This is a genomic window from Sneathiella sp. HT1-7 (genome assembly GCF_020731145.1).
In the GTDB taxonomy this organism is placed as follows: Bacteria; Pseudomonadota; Alphaproteobacteria; order Sneathiellales; family Sneathiellaceae; genus Sneathiella.
On the sequence record NZ_JAJFZN010000004.1, the window covers coordinates 152379 to 166663 of the forward strand.

Below are 14285 nucleotides of genomic sequence, written 5' to 3' on the forward strand. Positions count from 1 at the left end.
TACCAGTCTAGTCGCCAAAGACCCGGCGGAAAATCGTCTCCACGTGCTTAGTGTGATATTCTAGGTCGAACACGCCTTCGATCTCCTCATCCGACAATGCTTTCGTTACTTCCTCATCGGCTTTCAGAAGTTCGAGGAAATCCGCGCCCTCCCGCCAGACACGCATCGCGTTGCGCTGCACGAGACGGTATGAATCCTCTCGACTGACACCGGCCTGTGTGAGAGCAAGAAGAACACGCTGCGAATGGATCAGGCCCCCGAGCTTGTTCATATTCGCCATCATGTTTTCCGGGTAAATCACCAGCTTCTCGATAACGGAGGTGAGGCGGGCGAGCGCAAAATCGAGCGTGATCGTCGCATCCGGACCAATTCCGCGCTCAACAGAGGAATGGGAGATATCCCGTTCATGCCAGAGGGCGACATTTTCCATTGCCGGGATTGTCGCCATCCGAACAAGACGGGCAAGGCCAGTCAGGTTCTCGGTCAGGACCGGGTTGCGCTTATGCGGCATGGCGGAAGAGCCTTTCTGCCCCGGCGCGAAATATTCTTCCGCCTCCAGCACTTCCGTCCGCTGTAGGTGACGAATTTCAACGGCGAGCCGCTCGATAGAGCTGGCGATCACGCCAAGGGTCGCAAAGAACATCGCATGACGGTCGCGCGGGATCACCTGCGTCGAGGCAGGCTCCGGCGTGAGGCCGAGTGATTTCGCCACATGTTCCTCAACGAAAGGGTCGATATTCGCAAATGTTCCGACAGCACCGGAAATTGCACAGGTCGCAATATCTTTTCGTGCGTTCACCAACCGTTCGCGGTTGCGATCAAATTCCGCATAGGCTTGCGCCATTTTGAGGCCAAAAGTCACCGGCTCCGCATGAATACCATGAGAGCGACCGACACAAACGTCGTCTTTATGAGCGTAGGCTTTCGCCTTCAACGCCGCGAGTAGTTTGTCCATATCATCGAGAAGGATATCGCAGGCCCTGGTCAGTTGCACCGACAGGCAGGTATCCAGTACGTCCGATGACGTCATACCCTGATGCACGAAGCGCGCCTCATCGCCGACATATTCGGCAAGGTTGGTGAGAAACGCGATCACATCATGCTTGGTTTCCCGTTCAATTTCGTCAATCCGGTCAATATCGAAATTACCGCGCTCCCACACGGCCTTCGCCGCAGCTTCGGGAATAACACCGAGTTTGGCTTGCGCATCACAGGCATGGGCTTCAATTTCAAACCAGATACGGAATTTGCTTTCCGGCTCCCAGATGGCAGTCATTTCTTCTCGGGCATAACGCGGGATCATGGCGGGTCTTACTTTCTGAAAACATTTGTTGGAAGAACGGGTGACTAGCAGAGATAACGCAAAATCTCAACCACTTCCGTCGCGCCACAAGCCTTTACATCAGGCCCAATGACTTGAAGCTAGTGCATTTACTGTTGCCCACAATAATATGATCATGAATTCGGATACTGAGGGCAGCGGCGGCGCTCATGATCTCTGACGTCATATCGATATCGGCTTTTGACGGCGTGGTATCACCGGACGGATGGTTATGAACAAGGATCATTGCCGTTGCACCAAGTTCAAGCGCGCGTTTCACCACTTCACGTGGATAAACTGCGGTATGGTTGACGGTACCGGTTTGCTGTACCTCGTCAGAAATCAGGTGATTCTTGTTATTGAGAAACAGAATGCGGAAATGCTCGATTCCTCTGTTGCCCATTGTGCCTTGACAATATTCGAGCAAAGCCTGCCAGGAGCCGAGTACATTTTTCTTCTCGATCTCCGCGCGAAGCAGTTTCTCGCCAAGGGTTTCAGCAACTTTTAAGGTGGCAATCGCCGCATCGCCAACTTTCGGCACCTTGCGTAGCGCCTCCGGTTCCGCCTTCAGAACCTTCGAGAGGCTGCCAAAGGTTGAGAGAAGGTTCTTCGCGAGTGGTTTTGTATCACCACGCGGGGAGGCGGCGAAGAGCAGCATTTCAAGTATTTGATAATCCGCAAGGCTCCGTGCTCCGGCGCGCAGCACCCGTTCGCGCATTCTCTCGCGATGGCCGAGGCGATGGTCGTCTTTCTCTTTCATCTTGGGAGGGCTATCTTCAAAACCGAAACCGAAGTCAAGCGCATCCAATTCATGCAGCTCCGTCTTCGTTGTCGGTTTATCTGCCTCAGACGTCATAAGGCGGTTTGTCCAGTCCCTTGGGCGAGAGGGTAAAGATTTCATATCCGGTTTCGGTTACACCGAGGGAATGTTCGAACTGAGCGGAGAGGGACCTGTCCTTCGTCACCGCTGTCCAGCCATCATCAAGGATTTTAACCTGCCAGGTACCGAGATTAATCATCGGTTCGATCGTGAAAATCATGCCTGCGCGCAGCTCGACTCCTTCACCGGGCGTGCCGTAATGGACAATATTCGGCACATCATGAAAAACCTGCCCCAAACCATGGCCGCAGAAATCGCGTACCACGGAGCAGCGCTTGCCTTCGGCATAATTCTGAATCGCATAGCCGATATCGCCGGTTGTTGCACCGGGTTTCACCACCTCAATCCCGCGCATAAGCGATTCATAAGTAATATCAATCAGGCGCGACGCCTTCACACTTGGCTTACCGGCGACGAACATACGGCTGGTATCCCCATGCCAACCATCGACAGTCGGGGTGACGTCGATATTGACAATATCCCCATTCTGGAGCTTTTTCGGACCCGGAATGCCGTGGCAAACCACATGATTGATGGAAGTACAGATGGATTTTGGAAAACCGCGATAGTTGAGCGGGGCACAAATGCCGCCACGCTCCGCGATGAACTCCGCACAAAGCGTGTTCAACTCGTCCGTGGTGACACCCGGCACAACATGCTCGGCGATCATATCCAATGTTTCCGCGGCCAGACGACCTGCTGTCCGCATGCCCTCGAATGCCTCGGGACCATGCAGCTTGATAACGCCGGTGTTACGATCCGGCATATCTATACTTGTTTCATATCTCATAAGCGCTCAATCATGTTTTCTTTGAATAATACCCCATGTCATCCTAAAAAAAAACTAAGGAATAACCGGAATGGCCGACCCGGGGCGAATCTCTTTGGTCGATATGTGGCAGTCATAGCAGATAATTTCAACTCCCGCAGCGATTGCCTCTTTAAACGCCACCGCATATACCGGATCTATATCTGCTGCAATCTGAAATTTCGTACAATCGGTTCGCTGGATCAGGTAAAACATCACGGCCCGATGGCCTTGCTCGACCATCGAGGCCAGTTCTTTCAAATGCTTGGCGCCGCGCGCCGTCACTGAATCGGGAAATTCCGCCAAGGAATCATCGCGTTTCAGGGTTACGTTTTTAACTTCCACATAGCAATCCGGCTTATCATGCCCAGAGAGCAAGATATCAATTCGGGAATTTTCTCCGTATTTCACTTCCCGCGTCAGGTTTTCATACCCGGCAAGCGCGTCGATTTGCCCACCCTCAATCGCGTCGGCAACGATGCCGTTTGGATGCGCGGTGTTGATCCCGACCAGAGCGCCGTCCACCTCCACCAATTCCCAGCTATAGGGAAGCTTGCGCTTGGGATTATCAGAAAGGGATAGCCAGACAGTCAACCCTTCGTCCTTCAGCCCCATCATCGATCCCGGGTTGGCAACATGGGCCGTAATCATCTCGCCGCTTTCCAGTTCGATATCGGCAAGGAAGCGTTTATACCGCTTGATCAAACGACCTTTAATAAGGGAAGCAGGAAACTTCATAATTTTACGTCAAACATATTCCGGAGGGTAAAATAGCAGATGCCCTTTGTAATCATTTTGCTATGATAAGAACAACCCCAAGTTCAGAAGTTACAGGGAATTTCCATGTCAGACTCGAAATCCGCGCCCGCAAAAATCGTCACAGCCGCAATTCTTATAATCGGAGATGAAATCCTTTCCGGCCGCACTCAGGATAAAAATATGGCCTGGCTCGCCGGGCGGCTCAACGACATTGGAGTACAATTAAGCGAAGCGCGGGTTGTCCCGGATATCGAGGCCGAGATTGTTGCAGCCGTCAATGCCCTCCGCGCAAAGTTTGATTATGTCTTCACGACCGGCGGTATCGGCCCAACCCATGACGACATCACGGCTGATTCCATCGCCGCGGCTTTCGGGGTCGGTATAGATCATCATCCCGAGGCCATGGCGCTGCTGACCCGCCATTATGAAACCAGCGGGATTGAATTTAACGATGCCCGCAAAAGAATGGCGCGCATTCCCGATGGAGCCAGCCTGATCAATAATCCGGTCAGCAAGGCGCCAGGCTTCAGGATTGAAAATGTCTATGTCATGGCTGGCGTACCGACCATCATGCAAGCCATGTTTGAAGAAATCGCACCGGAACTGCATGGCGGCCCGAAGATGTTAAGCCGGACAATCGGCGCGGGACTTCCTGAAGGGCGGGTGGCCGATAAGCTTGGCGCGTTACAGAAAGCACATCCCGATGTTTCAATGGGATCTTATCCTTATTTCCGCCAGGGCGAGGTGGGGACAAATCTTGTCCTGCGCTCGTTTGATAAGGCATCGCTCGATACGGCCTATAGCGAACTTGTGGCATATCTTGAAGGGGAAAGAGTGTCTGTGGTTGAGACGACCTGATAGCCGGCTTCAATATGTATGTCGTGTGGCTAGCGATTTGAAAAGGGAGAGATTGTTTCAAAACGCCGCCACAACGACAAGAGAGGGTCCTCTAAGGGAGAAAACAGGACCCTTTTTTCAGCTACATTTTCGGCGGCATGATAACCGTATCGATCACATGAATAACGCCGTTGCTTGCCTTAACATCGGCCGTAATCACCTTGGCGGACCCATTCAGAATAACGCCATCCATACCGTCAATCATGATCTTGCTGCCTTCAACACTGTCGGCTTCAACAATTTTGCCGACTACTGCAGAGGCCGGAACCTCCCCGGAGACGACGTGATAGGTAAGGATTTGCACCAGCTTCGCCTTGTTTTCAGGTTTCAGCAAATTCTCAACCGTGCCCGCGGGAAGCTTGGCAAATGCTGCGTCTGTCGGGGCAAAAACCGTGAAGGGCCCTGGGCTTTGAAGTGTTTCCACAAGACCCGCTGCCTTAACGGCTGCGACAAGGGTGTTAAAATCATCTGCCTCAACAGCGGTGACCACGATATCTTTTTCTGCAGGCATTGAATTGTGAGCCATCTTTTTGTCCTGCGCACAGGCTGCCGTAAAGATGCCAACGAAAGAAACGATAGTGAGTAGTTTAAGAAGTTTTGACATTTTCCCTCCTCAGGGGTTTAGAATTATTTTTCAAAACTCAGTCGCGACCTGTGTTTGATTAGATTTACGGGCTAGGATCAGGGGCGGATCACACAGGAGCCCGTTTTCCTGATCACCAATTCGTGAAGAAGACGGGGCGTCTCGTCTGGCAAGGCATCGAAAAGAGCAGTCAAAAATTCGAAATTGCGCCATTATCCCCTTGTTTCCCAACGTTTCATTGGGTAGGTTGCAAATCGCCGCCCGCATGGTGAAATTGGTAAACACAGTAGACTTAAAATCTGCCGCCCGTAAGGGCTTCCCGGTTCAAGTCCGGGTGCGGGCACCATCCTCTTCCTGATAAAGCCTTTTGCAATTTTCAGCCAAGTCCATACTATATCAAGTGGAATGGCGCGACCGGAGGTTGGGGAAGTAAGGATGGCACTCTTTCGTATAGCGATGCTGGGGGCAGGGCTTATCATGGCCCTTGCGGCTGGGCCCTTGATTGCCACTGCCGGGGAACGGGCGACGCGCGCCGAGGCGGTTATCCTTGAGTTATCGCAGCAGGCGCGGGATATCCTCTCTCAAACGGATACGCCACTCCGCACGCGGGAGAGCCATCTCGCGGCGCTTATCGGGCGACATTTTCACTTCACGCTGATATCCGAGCTTGTCGTCGGGCCGGACTGGACCGATATGCCACAGCATCAACGGCAGGAATTTCTCAACCTGTTTCGTGATTTCTACCTATATTCATATGGCAGCCAGCTCGGCGGTTATCCCGATGATGAGTTTACGATCCTTTCAACCGAGGAAAAAGGCTCCCGTGATACCTTTGTCACCACGCGCCTGACCCGCCCGAAGCGCGAACCCGTGGTGATTGACTGGCGCCTGCGGGAGGTTCTGGGATCGCCGCTAATCATCGATATCCTCATCAATGGCACCAGCGTCGCCATCAGCCATCGGGAGGGTTTTCATCCCGTTTTGGCGAGCGAGGGGATTGGCGGCCTGATTACGCTGTTCCAGATCCGTGCCGAGCGGCTCAATGCAGAAACACGCGGCTTTGCCGCCGGTGAATTGTTTGAGCAGGGTCGCTTCGCCGAGGCCGTCGCCATTTGGGAGGAACTTGCGAAAACGGGCGACCCGGAGGCGCAATTTAACCTCTCCATCATGTATGCGGAAGGACGCGGGATAGAGCCGGACAGCGCCAAGGCTGAATATTGGAACGATCGGGCGCTTAAATCAGACTATCCGCCCGCGCAGCATAATCATGCGCTGACCCTCTTGGCGCAGAAGAAAGAAAAGGACGCCATTGCACTTCTTGAAGACTCCGCGCGATCCGATTTCGCGCCGTCGCAATATACCCTTGGCAAGTTATACAGCTATGGCCTTGGTGTACCAGAGGATCCGGCGCGCGCTTTCGAGTTTATTCGTCTTGCCGCTCATTCCGGCATGGCCGCGGCACAGTATAACCTCGGCAAAAGCTACCGCGATGGTTATGGCACGGCGGAGGATATAGATGCCTCCTTCACCTGGTTTGAACGGGCGGCTCAGCAAGGCCACGGCAAGGCGCAAGCCAAGCTCGCGGCGCGCTACGGCGAAGGGGAGGGGGTCGCGCAGGATGATGTTCAGGCACTGAAATGGGCTATCCTCGCCGCGAATGAGGGGGAAGAGGACGCAGCCGAATTGCAGAAACTCTATAAAAGCCGCATGGCCGAGGCCGATATCACCCGCGCCGAACTGCTCGCCAAAGAGTTCAAACCCAACCGCGAGGAACTCTGACATGACAACAGCCACGAAAGAGGAAGTCCTGACTATTGCCCATAAATACTATGCCGCCGTCAATGAGATGTTCACGGGCAAGTTGACCTTGATGGAAGATGTCTGGTCGAAGGCGGAGGATGCCGTCTATATGGGCCCGGGCGGCGGATATAACATCGGCTGGCCCGCAATCCTGAAGGACTGGCAGGCCCAGGCCGCGCTGAAACTCGGCGGCACGATCGAGCCGAGCGAGATCAATATCATCCTCGGCGACAATATCGCTATCGTCCATAGCGTCGAGATCGGCCAGAACGCCAATATCTCAGGCCATGAGGAAGTGGTGAAAATCCGCGCGACCAACGTCTACCGCAAAGAGGCCGATGGCTGGAAGATCCTCAGCTGCCATACCGACGCGATCACCTTTTTGCAGGATATGTAAAAAAACCGATCAGATACGGAAACGATTCCTGAGCGCAAGGCCAATCAGGAAGATAAAGGCAACTGCGAGGATGCCTTCAAAGACCATGGCGAAATCCAGCAGATGGTTGACGTCCGATCGGAATAGCGCCTCACGCGCCTCCAGCATTGCCGTGCGGGATATCGCCGCAAAAGGAACAAGCGTCGCAAGGGAGAGTTTCAGGCCATTCCATAACGGCTCAAGCGGTGAGGGGGCATATTTCAGGCCATTCACGCCGTAAAGCAGCCCGAATATCAGCCATGTCAGACCTAGACAAAGAGCGGGCCGCCAAAGGCTTCGCCCGAAATCACTTGTCCATTCATACAGATAGTTTGGAAGTAAACTGATAAATGCAAGAAGTGATCGAAAAATCAAAAGGAAACGAAATAAATACCCCAGGTTTTTAGAAATAAACTTTCTCGCCCATTCAGTATTGTAAGGAGGTTTGGCGCTAAATCCTTCATAAAATCTTTTGGCTTTGAGTTCCTTCGCAAAAAAATCCTGCTCCCGCTCATGATCCCGAGCGTAAACCGCCAGTTCTTTTAACCGGCGGAATTTATCAGTATCGATACTGGTCGAAGCTTTCTTGAATATACCCCATATTTTTTTTGGGTGGGTCGTGTATCCAACTTTCATATCGTGCAAGGTAAAATGTGCTGTCATTGTTGAGCGACGGAAATCAGGCGCTCCTGCAAAACGGCTTCCCTCCAGATCAACAGGACCGCTAAAATTAGCGCCTTGGAAGGTGCTTTGATGCTCAAAAGTCGCCTCGCGGAAATAAGATTCCTTTTTAAATTCGACTCCTTCAAAATCGGCTTTTCCGCCGCTGAATTCGGCTTCCACAAAAGAGGCATCTCCCCCGCTGAATTTGGCTGCCGTAAAATTGGCATCTCCCCCGCTGAATTTGGCTGCCGTAAAATTGGCGTCTCCCCCGCTGAATTTGGCACCATAGAAAGAGGCATTACCCCCGCTGAAGTCGGCAATCCAAAATTCGGCTACTCCCCCGCTGAAGTCGGCTTTAGCAAAAAAGGCATTTCCCCCGCTAAATTCGGCTTCCGAAAAATAGGCATTACCCCCACTGAATTTGGTTGCCGTAAAATTGGCATTTCCCCCGCTAAATTCGGCTTCCGAAAAATAGGCATTACCCCCACTGAATTTGGTTGCCGTAAAATAGGCTTGTCCCCCGCTAAATTCGGCTGCAATAAAATTGGCATCTCCCCCGCTGAATTCGGTTGCCGTAAAATTGGCATCTCCCCCGCTGAATTCGGTTGCCGTAAAATTGGCGTCTCCACTGCTGAATTTTGCTCCATGGAAATTGGCATCTCCCCCGCTAAATTCGGCATTTATAAAGTTAGCGTCGGCAATTATCGTCTCGGAAAAATCTACGTCTCCCGGAAATTTGAACCCGGCAAAAGAGATATCTTCTTGCGAAAAATCATGCCCCGAGAAATCTACCTTTATGCCCGGATTCTCCGCCGCCCATCTATTCCAAGCGTCTTTACCCTTACGGGCGAGGGCGAGGGCTTCTTCCTTGGGAAGGATTTTCTTTTCTTCTTCGTCGGCCATAAAGTTCCCCTGCTTACTTAAAGTTCTTAAACCCACCACCCCCGCTATTATAACCAATATTCTATTAAATCGCCTGCATAATCCTGTGGGGCGGAAAGAGTTGTCGGGTGGGGTGGTTTCTGGTAGGACGAGAGGGCATGCTTGGGGCATGCGTACACACTCATATCAAGTGGAAAAAATCGTGAGCGAGTTGATCGATCTGGAAACAACCTTTCTGAAATCCCTCGATACGGCGGGCCATACCGATGATCCCTATGATCTCTGGGAGTTGAACGAGGTATTCCCAACCGACGTGGTCGATGACCTGCTCGCGCTCGATATCGGCCCCTCAAAGATGGATTACCGCATTGGTCGCCGCGAGATCAATAACGACAAGCGTAACTATTTTGATGTCGGGCGGCAGGCGGAATTCCCGGTCTGCAAAAACGTGGCGGAGATGCTGCAGGCGCCCGCCACCGTCGCCGCGATCGAGAAGAAATTCAACCTCGACCTCACCGGCACCTTCCTCCGGATTGAGCTGACGCAGGATACGGATGGTTTCTGGCTGGAGCCGCATACAGATATCGGGGTGAAGAAATTCACCATGCAGATTTATCTCTCCCGCGAGGCGGAGGCGGGGACATGGGGCTCCTCCATCTATAAGGACAGCCAGACATTTGTGCGCAATGTGCCGTTCCGGAGCAATTCAGCGAATGTCTTCGTGCCGTCGCCGCATACCTGGCACGGGTTCGAGCCACGCCCCATCAACGGCGTCCGCAAGAGCCTGATTGTCAATTATGTGACGGATAAATGGCGCGCACGGCATGAACTGGCTTTCCCCGAAGCTCCCGTCCGGCTCGCGTAACCCCCTTACTTAGAGAGGGCAGGGATCAGCGCGGCAAGGCCAGAGGTCAGCATCCCCATTGAGAGCGCGACCAGAACCATCCCCATGATGCGGGTGACAACCGCCATGCCACTTGTTCCAAGCCTCGCGGCGACGGGCTTGGCGAAGGCGAACAGCAACCCGATCAACAACGAGAGCAGTAGGATGACCACGGAAATCTCAATACGTGCCATGATATCGGGATAACGTTCCGCCCCGACAAGGGCTGTCGCCATCGTGCCCGGCCCGGCAACGATGGGGATGGCGATGGGCACAATCGCGATGGAGGCACGGTCCTTTGCATCCTCGGTTTCAGCATGGCTTGTTTTGTGGCCCGCCTTGTTAAACAGCATTTGCAGGCCGATGATCAGGACAATAATTCCGCCCGCAGCACGTAACTCATTCACATCAATGCCGAAAAACTTGAGAAGCAGACCGCCCGTCCAGACAACGATTAACAGGGTAATCGCCGTGGCAATGGCGCTCCGGATGGCGATCGTGCGGGCCTCGGCGGTGCTGTAATCTTCCGTCAGTCCGGCAAAAATACCGACATTCCCAATCGGGTTCATCATCGAGAAGAGGGCGGCGACAATCGCCATAAGCTCCGGTTCCGTCATCACATGCTGCCTCTGGTATATTTGTTATTTCTAAATCCGGGAATAATCTACAGGCAACAACGCATAAAAATCCATCCCCTTCGCTGAAAGCGCGAAACGGCGACATAATAAAATATTCGGTGAATTGGGGAAATGGTGAGCCCGACAGGATTCGAACCTGTGACCCGCTGATTAAAAGTCAGCTGCTCTACCAACTGAGCTACGGGCCCACAATTTGCGATGTATATCACGACCTTGACGCCCATAAAAGAGCGCGACAACGTCGCAATGCGGCTGCAACATAGGGTCGTCCCGCCAGATGGTCAAGCATCCATTTTGTTTTTTTTGGAGGGCCCGTGAAATTGCGGTTATTTGCCACGCCGGTATTTTAAGGATGGACGCCCCGGTCGCCAGATGGCAGTAAATAAGGCCAATCTTGTTAATGAAAGAGGAAACGGATGATTTCGAAATTTCTGTCGCGTGTAAGCGCGGTTATGATGCTGACAGGCCTGCTCGCGCTCCCTGTTACAATGGCTGAGGCTGCGGATCTGGAAAACACCCTTTACCTTGACCTGCAATATGGGCGCGTTGTAATCGAAATGCGGCCCGATCTTGCCCCTAATCATGTCGCCCGGATCAAGGAGCTGACGCGGGAGGGGTTTTATGATGGCCTTAAATTCCATCGGGTCATTCAAGATTTTATGGCGCAAACTGGCGATCCCAAAGGGGATGGTACGGGCGGCTCGGGTCGCAAGCTCCGCTCTGAGTTTTCCAACACGCCGCATAAGCGTGGGACCGTCTCCATGGCGCGATCCAGTTCTCCCCACAGCGCCGATAGCCAGTTCTTTATCGTGAGTGCGGATTCGCCTTGGCTGGACCGGAAGTATACTGTCTGGGGTGAGGTCGTCGAAGGGATGGAATTCGTTGACCTGATCAAAAAGGGGGTTGGCAAGAGCGGGATGGTACCGGGCGAACCTGACATTATCGTGAAAATGCAGGTAGCGGCGGACGTAAAGGAATAACGCCCGCCAGTAACTAACCTAGATACATCTGCCGCCGTCCACTTCCAGAGCTACGCCGGTGATAAAGGACGCATCGTCAGAGGCCAACCACAGCGCCGCGTGAGCCAGATCACGTGGCGTATTTTCCCGGCCAATCGGGATTGACGCGACAAACTTGTCGCGGATTTCCTGAGTATCTACCCCGCCCATGAATTCCACCGCCATCGGCGTATGGGCGAAAACCGGACACAGCGAATTCACCCGCACTTGCTGCGGTGCCAGTTCAATCGCCATGGATTTCGACATTGTGACCACGGCTCCCTTGCTCGCGTTGTACCAGGTAAGGCCGGGACGGGGGCTGAGCGCAGCCGTGGACGCGATATTGACTACATTGCCACCATTTTCCAGCATATGTGGAATAATACCCTTCGTGGTGAGGAAGATGCTTTTAACATTAACCTCGAATATTTTATCGAACGTCTCCACATCCACATCGAACATAGAACCATTGCGCTGTGGCATACCCGCGTTATTCACAAGAATGTCGATTTTCTGAAAGTTATCGAGGGTCTGCTGCGCCATCGCGGCAATATCATCGGCACTGGTGACATCGCACTCGCAGCTGATGGCCACACCGCCAGCATCGACAATATCCTTTGTAACCGCTGCTGCTGCTGCACCATTGACGTCACTGACAACGACTTTCGCCCCTTCGGTGGCGAAAAGTTTCGCCATACCTTCACCAAAACCGGAACCTGCGCCCGTTATAATGGCGACCTTATCTTTTAACCGCATAAATATCCTCCTTTTAGTTGGCAGGATATTTCACTCTTCCGATCAGATTGGCAAGAGTGGCCGTAAAATAATTAGAAAATTTTCACCGGCGAACAGCATGATCAGGCAGCTTTTTCGCAGATCCTGTCTCGTGGCAGATAGAGGGTGACAACGGTCCCTTCGCCATATTTACTCAATAGCTCCAACCGTCCTTCGTGCATTTCCGCAAGGTTTTTTGAAAGTGGCAAGCCAAGGCCTGTTCCCTGATATTTCCGGTTTTTCTCGCTGTCCACCTGAACAAACGGGGTTAGCGCCCGCTCTATATCGCCTTCACGAAGTCCGATACCATTATCGCTCACACTTATCTTCATACCCTCATTTTCCACCAATTGGACAGAGGTAATAATGCGCCCCCCAGTCGGTGTAAATTTAACGGCATTAGACAACAGGTTGATCAGGATTTGCTTGATCATGCGGCGATCCGCAAATATCTGCGGCAGCAGCGGATCAAACTCCAGTTTGATGTTGATATCATTCTCAATCGCGCGTTGCTGGGTGAGGCGGATGCACTCATTTACCAGAACATCAATCTCAACTTTTTCCTCGTTGATCTTCTGTTCCCCCGCCTCAATTTTGGAGAAATCCAGAATATCGTTGATCAGTTCAAGAAGATGCAACCCACTCGCATTGATATCGTGGGCATATTCCAAATACTTACCCGATCCGACTGGTCCGAATATCTGGCTTATAATGACCTCTGAGAAACCAATCACGGCATTGAGCGGCGTGCGCAACTCATGGCTCATATTGGCAAGGAACTTGCCTTTGATCTGCGCGGCATATTCCGCCTCATCCTTGGCCTGCTTAAGAAAATCCTCAATCTGCATCTGCGCCGAGATATCACGGATCACCAGCTGTAGAATATTATCTTCGCCGTAAAGGAGGACAGTGGCTTCCATCTCGACATCAGTTTGCCCGCCATCCTCACGGATAACTTTCGACTTCAGAGCAGATAAATTTTTGACAGCTTCGGCATCATCGGCACTTCCGAAATAGGGTGCGAGTGCCTCTCTATCTGCGTAGGGGAAATAGCTGGAAATTTTTTGACCTATCAAATCATGACGATTTCTCAGCTTGAACAGGGCCAGCGCAGCTTCATTAACATAAATGATAAATCCGCCTTTATGAGCAACGATCGCATCCGGGGATAGCTCTACCATACTGCGGTAACGATCTTCGTTCTCGCGCAAGGTCTTATCAGCAAGGCGGGTGGCCGTCACATCCGAAACAGTCAGAATATATCCGCCATCCGGACATACATTAAAGGAAGCCTCAATGATTTTTCCATTCGCAAAATGGCGATCAATTTTGCCAGAAACACGCTCGTCCAAATATTCAAGTGTATCTGCAATGAAGGCTTCCCGATCATCACCAGCATCAATATAATTGTCAAAATTCCAGGACAGTATGTCCTGCAAAGTGGTTTGCGGCGTAATTTTTTCTTCTTCGATCTCCATCAGTTCCGCATAGCGTGAATTTAACTCTAACAATCGAAGCTGCTTATCAAAAACACTGATACCAATCTCGATATTATCAAAGACAACATCCAGTACTGATTCCTTCGCTTGCAACGCATAATAATCTTTTCGCGTCTGTCGCCCGTGCAAAAAAGCAAACCCCGAACAGACCAACAAACCACCGGCCGCAATAAGACATACAACAGAGCTGAACATACTTTGGGACAGAACAGACAACATCAAAGCCGCGCCGAGCGAACCCGACAGCAGGGCAACTCCGTTATTTTGCCAAATACTTTTAAGTTTCTTATAATTCATTGAGAGTCTTCTGACCTATTAGAGACAAACTGCGTTTCCGACAGCTTTGTAAACTAGTAGTAATTGTATCCTATTATTCTTAAGAGGAAGTTTACGCGACAGGGCAGAATTGAAATTTCCAAAGACAGCTCCCGGGCTTCATGATAAGGTGCAAAATCGCTCAGGAAATACTGGTAACCCTGTAGAAT

The 14285-nt window shown here is 52.0% G+C and carries 14 protein-coding genes and 2 tRNA genes; 6 read left to right on the forward strand and 10 right to left on the reverse strand.

Going from position 1 to position 14285, the window contains the following annotated elements; all coding sequences use genetic code 11:
* Positions 1-7: 7 nt before the first annotated feature.
* From purB to sfsA, 4 genes are all read right to left on the reverse strand, one after another.
* Positions 8-1303 carry an adenylosuccinate lyase gene (gene purB, locus LKE13_RS14295; RefSeq protein ID WP_227952070.1) on the reverse strand — a complete coding sequence of 432 codons (1296 nt, stop codon included), beginning with the start codon at positions 1301-1303 and terminating at the stop codon, positions 8-10.
* Between the two features lie 94 nt (positions 1304-1397).
* Complete coding sequence (radC, locus tag LKE13_RS14300; RefSeq protein WP_227952071.1) at positions 1398-2177, reverse strand: RadC family protein; 780 nt, start codon at positions 2175-2177, stop codon at positions 1398-1400.
* Positions 2167-2967, reverse strand: a complete 801-nt coding sequence (gene map, locus LKE13_RS14305) for a type I methionyl aminopeptidase (protein WP_227952072.1) — start codon at positions 2965-2967, stop codon at positions 2167-2169. Before map ends, radC begins: the two co-directional genes overlap by 11 nt.
* Positions 2968-3045: 78 nt before the next feature.
* Positions 3046-3747 carry a DNA/RNA nuclease SfsA gene (sfsA, locus tag LKE13_RS14310; RefSeq protein ID WP_227952073.1) on the reverse strand — a complete coding sequence of 234 codons (702 nt, stop codon included), beginning with the start codon at positions 3745-3747 and terminating at the stop codon, positions 3046-3048.
* A 105-nt stretch (positions 3748-3852) separates the two neighbouring features.
* On the opposite strand from sfsA, the gene LKE13_RS14315 reads away from it, so the two are divergent.
* Positions 3853-4626 (forward strand): competence/damage-inducible protein A, encoded by a 774-nt coding sequence (locus LKE13_RS14315; RefSeq protein WP_227952074.1) that lies wholly within the window; start codon positions 3853-3855, stop codon positions 4624-4626.
* A 121-nt stretch (positions 4627-4747) separates the two neighbouring features.
* Here LKE13_RS14315 and LKE13_RS14320 read toward each other — a convergent pair whose 3' ends face one another.
* A complete protein-coding gene (locus LKE13_RS14320; protein WP_227952075.1) occupies positions 4748-5269 on the reverse strand; it encodes a fasciclin domain-containing protein in 522 nt (173 codons plus the stop codon).
* A gap of 238 nt (positions 5270-5507) precedes the next feature.
* Here LKE13_RS14320 and LKE13_RS14325 point away from each other — a divergent pair.
* The 3 genes from LKE13_RS14325 (at position 5508) to LKE13_RS14335 (ending at position 7445) form a co-directional block, all read left to right on the forward strand.
* A tRNA-Leu gene (locus LKE13_RS14325) sits at positions 5508-5594 on the forward strand.
* A gap of 89 nt (positions 5595-5683) precedes the next feature.
* Complete coding sequence (locus tag LKE13_RS14330; protein WP_227952076.1) at positions 5684-7027, forward strand: ABC transporter substrate-binding protein; 1344 nt, start codon at positions 5684-5686, stop codon at positions 7025-7027.
* Position 7028: 1 nt separating this feature from the next.
* Positions 7029-7445 (forward strand): YybH family protein, encoded by a 417-nt coding sequence (locus LKE13_RS14335; protein WP_227952077.1) that lies wholly within the window; start codon positions 7029-7031, stop codon positions 7443-7445.
* 9 nt (positions 7446-7454) lie between these two features.
* Here the strand turns inward: LKE13_RS14335 and LKE13_RS14340 are convergent, their stop codons facing one another.
* The gene (locus LKE13_RS14340) at positions 7455-9029 is read right to left on the reverse strand and encodes a pentapeptide repeat-containing protein (protein WP_227952078.1); all 1575 of its coding nucleotides are present in this window, start codon (positions 9027-9029) and stop codon (positions 7455-7457) included.
* 181 nt (positions 9030-9210) lie between these two features.
* Here LKE13_RS14340 and LKE13_RS14345 point away from each other — a divergent pair, with 181 nt between their 5' ends.
* Positions 9211-9873: a hypothetical protein gene (locus LKE13_RS14345; protein ID WP_227952079.1), complete on the forward strand. Its 663-nt coding sequence runs from the start codon at positions 9211-9213 to the stop codon at positions 9871-9873.
* 5 nt (positions 9874-9878) lie between these two features.
* On the opposite strand, the gene LKE13_RS14350 is transcribed toward LKE13_RS14345, so the two are convergent.
* Both LKE13_RS14350 and LKE13_RS14355 read right to left on the reverse strand, forming a co-directional pair.
* Positions 9879-10508, reverse strand: coding sequence for a MarC family protein (locus LKE13_RS14350; protein WP_227952080.1), 630 nt, complete (start codon positions 10506-10508; stop codon positions 9879-9881).
* A 133-nt stretch (positions 10509-10641) separates the two neighbouring features.
* A tRNA-Lys gene (locus LKE13_RS14355) sits at positions 10642-10717 on the reverse strand.
* Positions 10718-10981: 264 nt separating this feature from the next.
* On the opposite strand from LKE13_RS14355, the gene LKE13_RS14360 reads away from it, so the two are divergent.
* Entirely contained in the window at positions 10982-11509 is a 528-nt protein-coding gene (locus tag LKE13_RS14360; RefSeq protein ID WP_415776543.1) for a peptidylprolyl isomerase, read from the forward strand.
* A gap of 18 nt (positions 11510-11527) precedes the next feature.
* Here the strand turns inward: LKE13_RS14360 and LKE13_RS14365 are convergent, their stop codons facing one another.
* Entirely contained in the window at positions 11528-12283 is a 756-nt protein-coding gene (locus tag LKE13_RS14365; RefSeq protein ID WP_227952082.1) for a glucose 1-dehydrogenase, read from the reverse strand.
* Between the two features lie 101 nt (positions 12284-12384).
* Positions 12385-14097 carry a PAS domain-containing sensor histidine kinase gene (locus LKE13_RS14370; protein WP_227952083.1) on the reverse strand — a complete coding sequence of 571 codons (1713 nt, stop codon included), beginning with the start codon at positions 14095-14097 and terminating at the stop codon, positions 12385-12387.
* Positions 14098-14285: the final 188 nt, after the last annotated feature.

What these genes read in the sequence shown, in the direction of transcription:
- purB (WP_227952070.1), bottom strand. Translation starts at nt 1,303, where the DNA reads ATGATCCCGCGTTATGCCCGAGAAGAAATGACTGCCATCTGGGAGCCG.
- LKE13_RS14335 (WP_227952077.1), top strand. Translation starts at nt 7,029, where the DNA reads ATGACAACAGCCACGAAAGAGGAAGTCCTGACTATTGCCCATAAATAC.
- LKE13_RS14340 (WP_227952078.1), bottom strand. Translation starts at nt 9,029, where the DNA reads ATGGCCGACGAAGAAGAAAAGAAAATCCTTCCCAAGGAAGAAGCCCTC.
- LKE13_RS14365 (WP_227952082.1), bottom strand. Translation starts at nt 12,283, where the DNA reads ATGCGGTTAAAAGATAAGGTCGCCATTATAACGGGCGCAGGTTCCGGT.
- LKE13_RS14360 (WP_415776543.1), top strand. Translation starts at nt 10,982, where the DNA reads ATGATGCTGACAGGCCTGCTCGCGCTCCCTGTTACAATGGCTGAGGCT.
- radC (WP_227952071.1), bottom strand. Translation starts at nt 2,177, where the DNA reads ATGACGTCTGAGGCAGATAAACCGACAACGAAGACGGAGCTGCATGAA.
- LKE13_RS14370 (WP_227952083.1), bottom strand. Translation starts at nt 14,097, where the DNA reads ATGAATTATAAGAAACTTAAAAGTATTTGGCAAAATAACGGAGTTGCC.
- LKE13_RS14350 (WP_227952080.1), bottom strand. Translation starts at nt 10,508, where the DNA reads ATGACGGAACCGGAGCTTATGGCGATTGTCGCCGCCCTCTTCTCGATG.
- LKE13_RS14320 (WP_227952075.1), bottom strand. Translation starts at nt 5,269, where the DNA reads ATGTCAAAACTTCTTAAACTACTCACTATCGTTTCTTTCGTTGGCATC.
- sfsA (WP_227952073.1), bottom strand. Translation starts at nt 3,747, where the DNA reads ATGAAGTTTCCTGCTTCCCTTATTAAAGGTCGTTTGATCAAGCGGTAT.
- map (WP_227952072.1), bottom strand. Translation starts at nt 2,967, where the DNA reads ATGCCGGATCGTAACACCGGCGTTATCAAGCTGCATGGTCCCGAGGCA.
- LKE13_RS14330 (WP_227952076.1), top strand. Translation starts at nt 5,684, where the DNA reads ATGGCACTCTTTCGTATAGCGATGCTGGGGGCAGGGCTTATCATGGCC.
- LKE13_RS14315 (WP_227952074.1), top strand. Translation starts at nt 3,853, where the DNA reads ATGTCAGACTCGAAATCCGCGCCCGCAAAAATCGTCACAGCCGCAATT.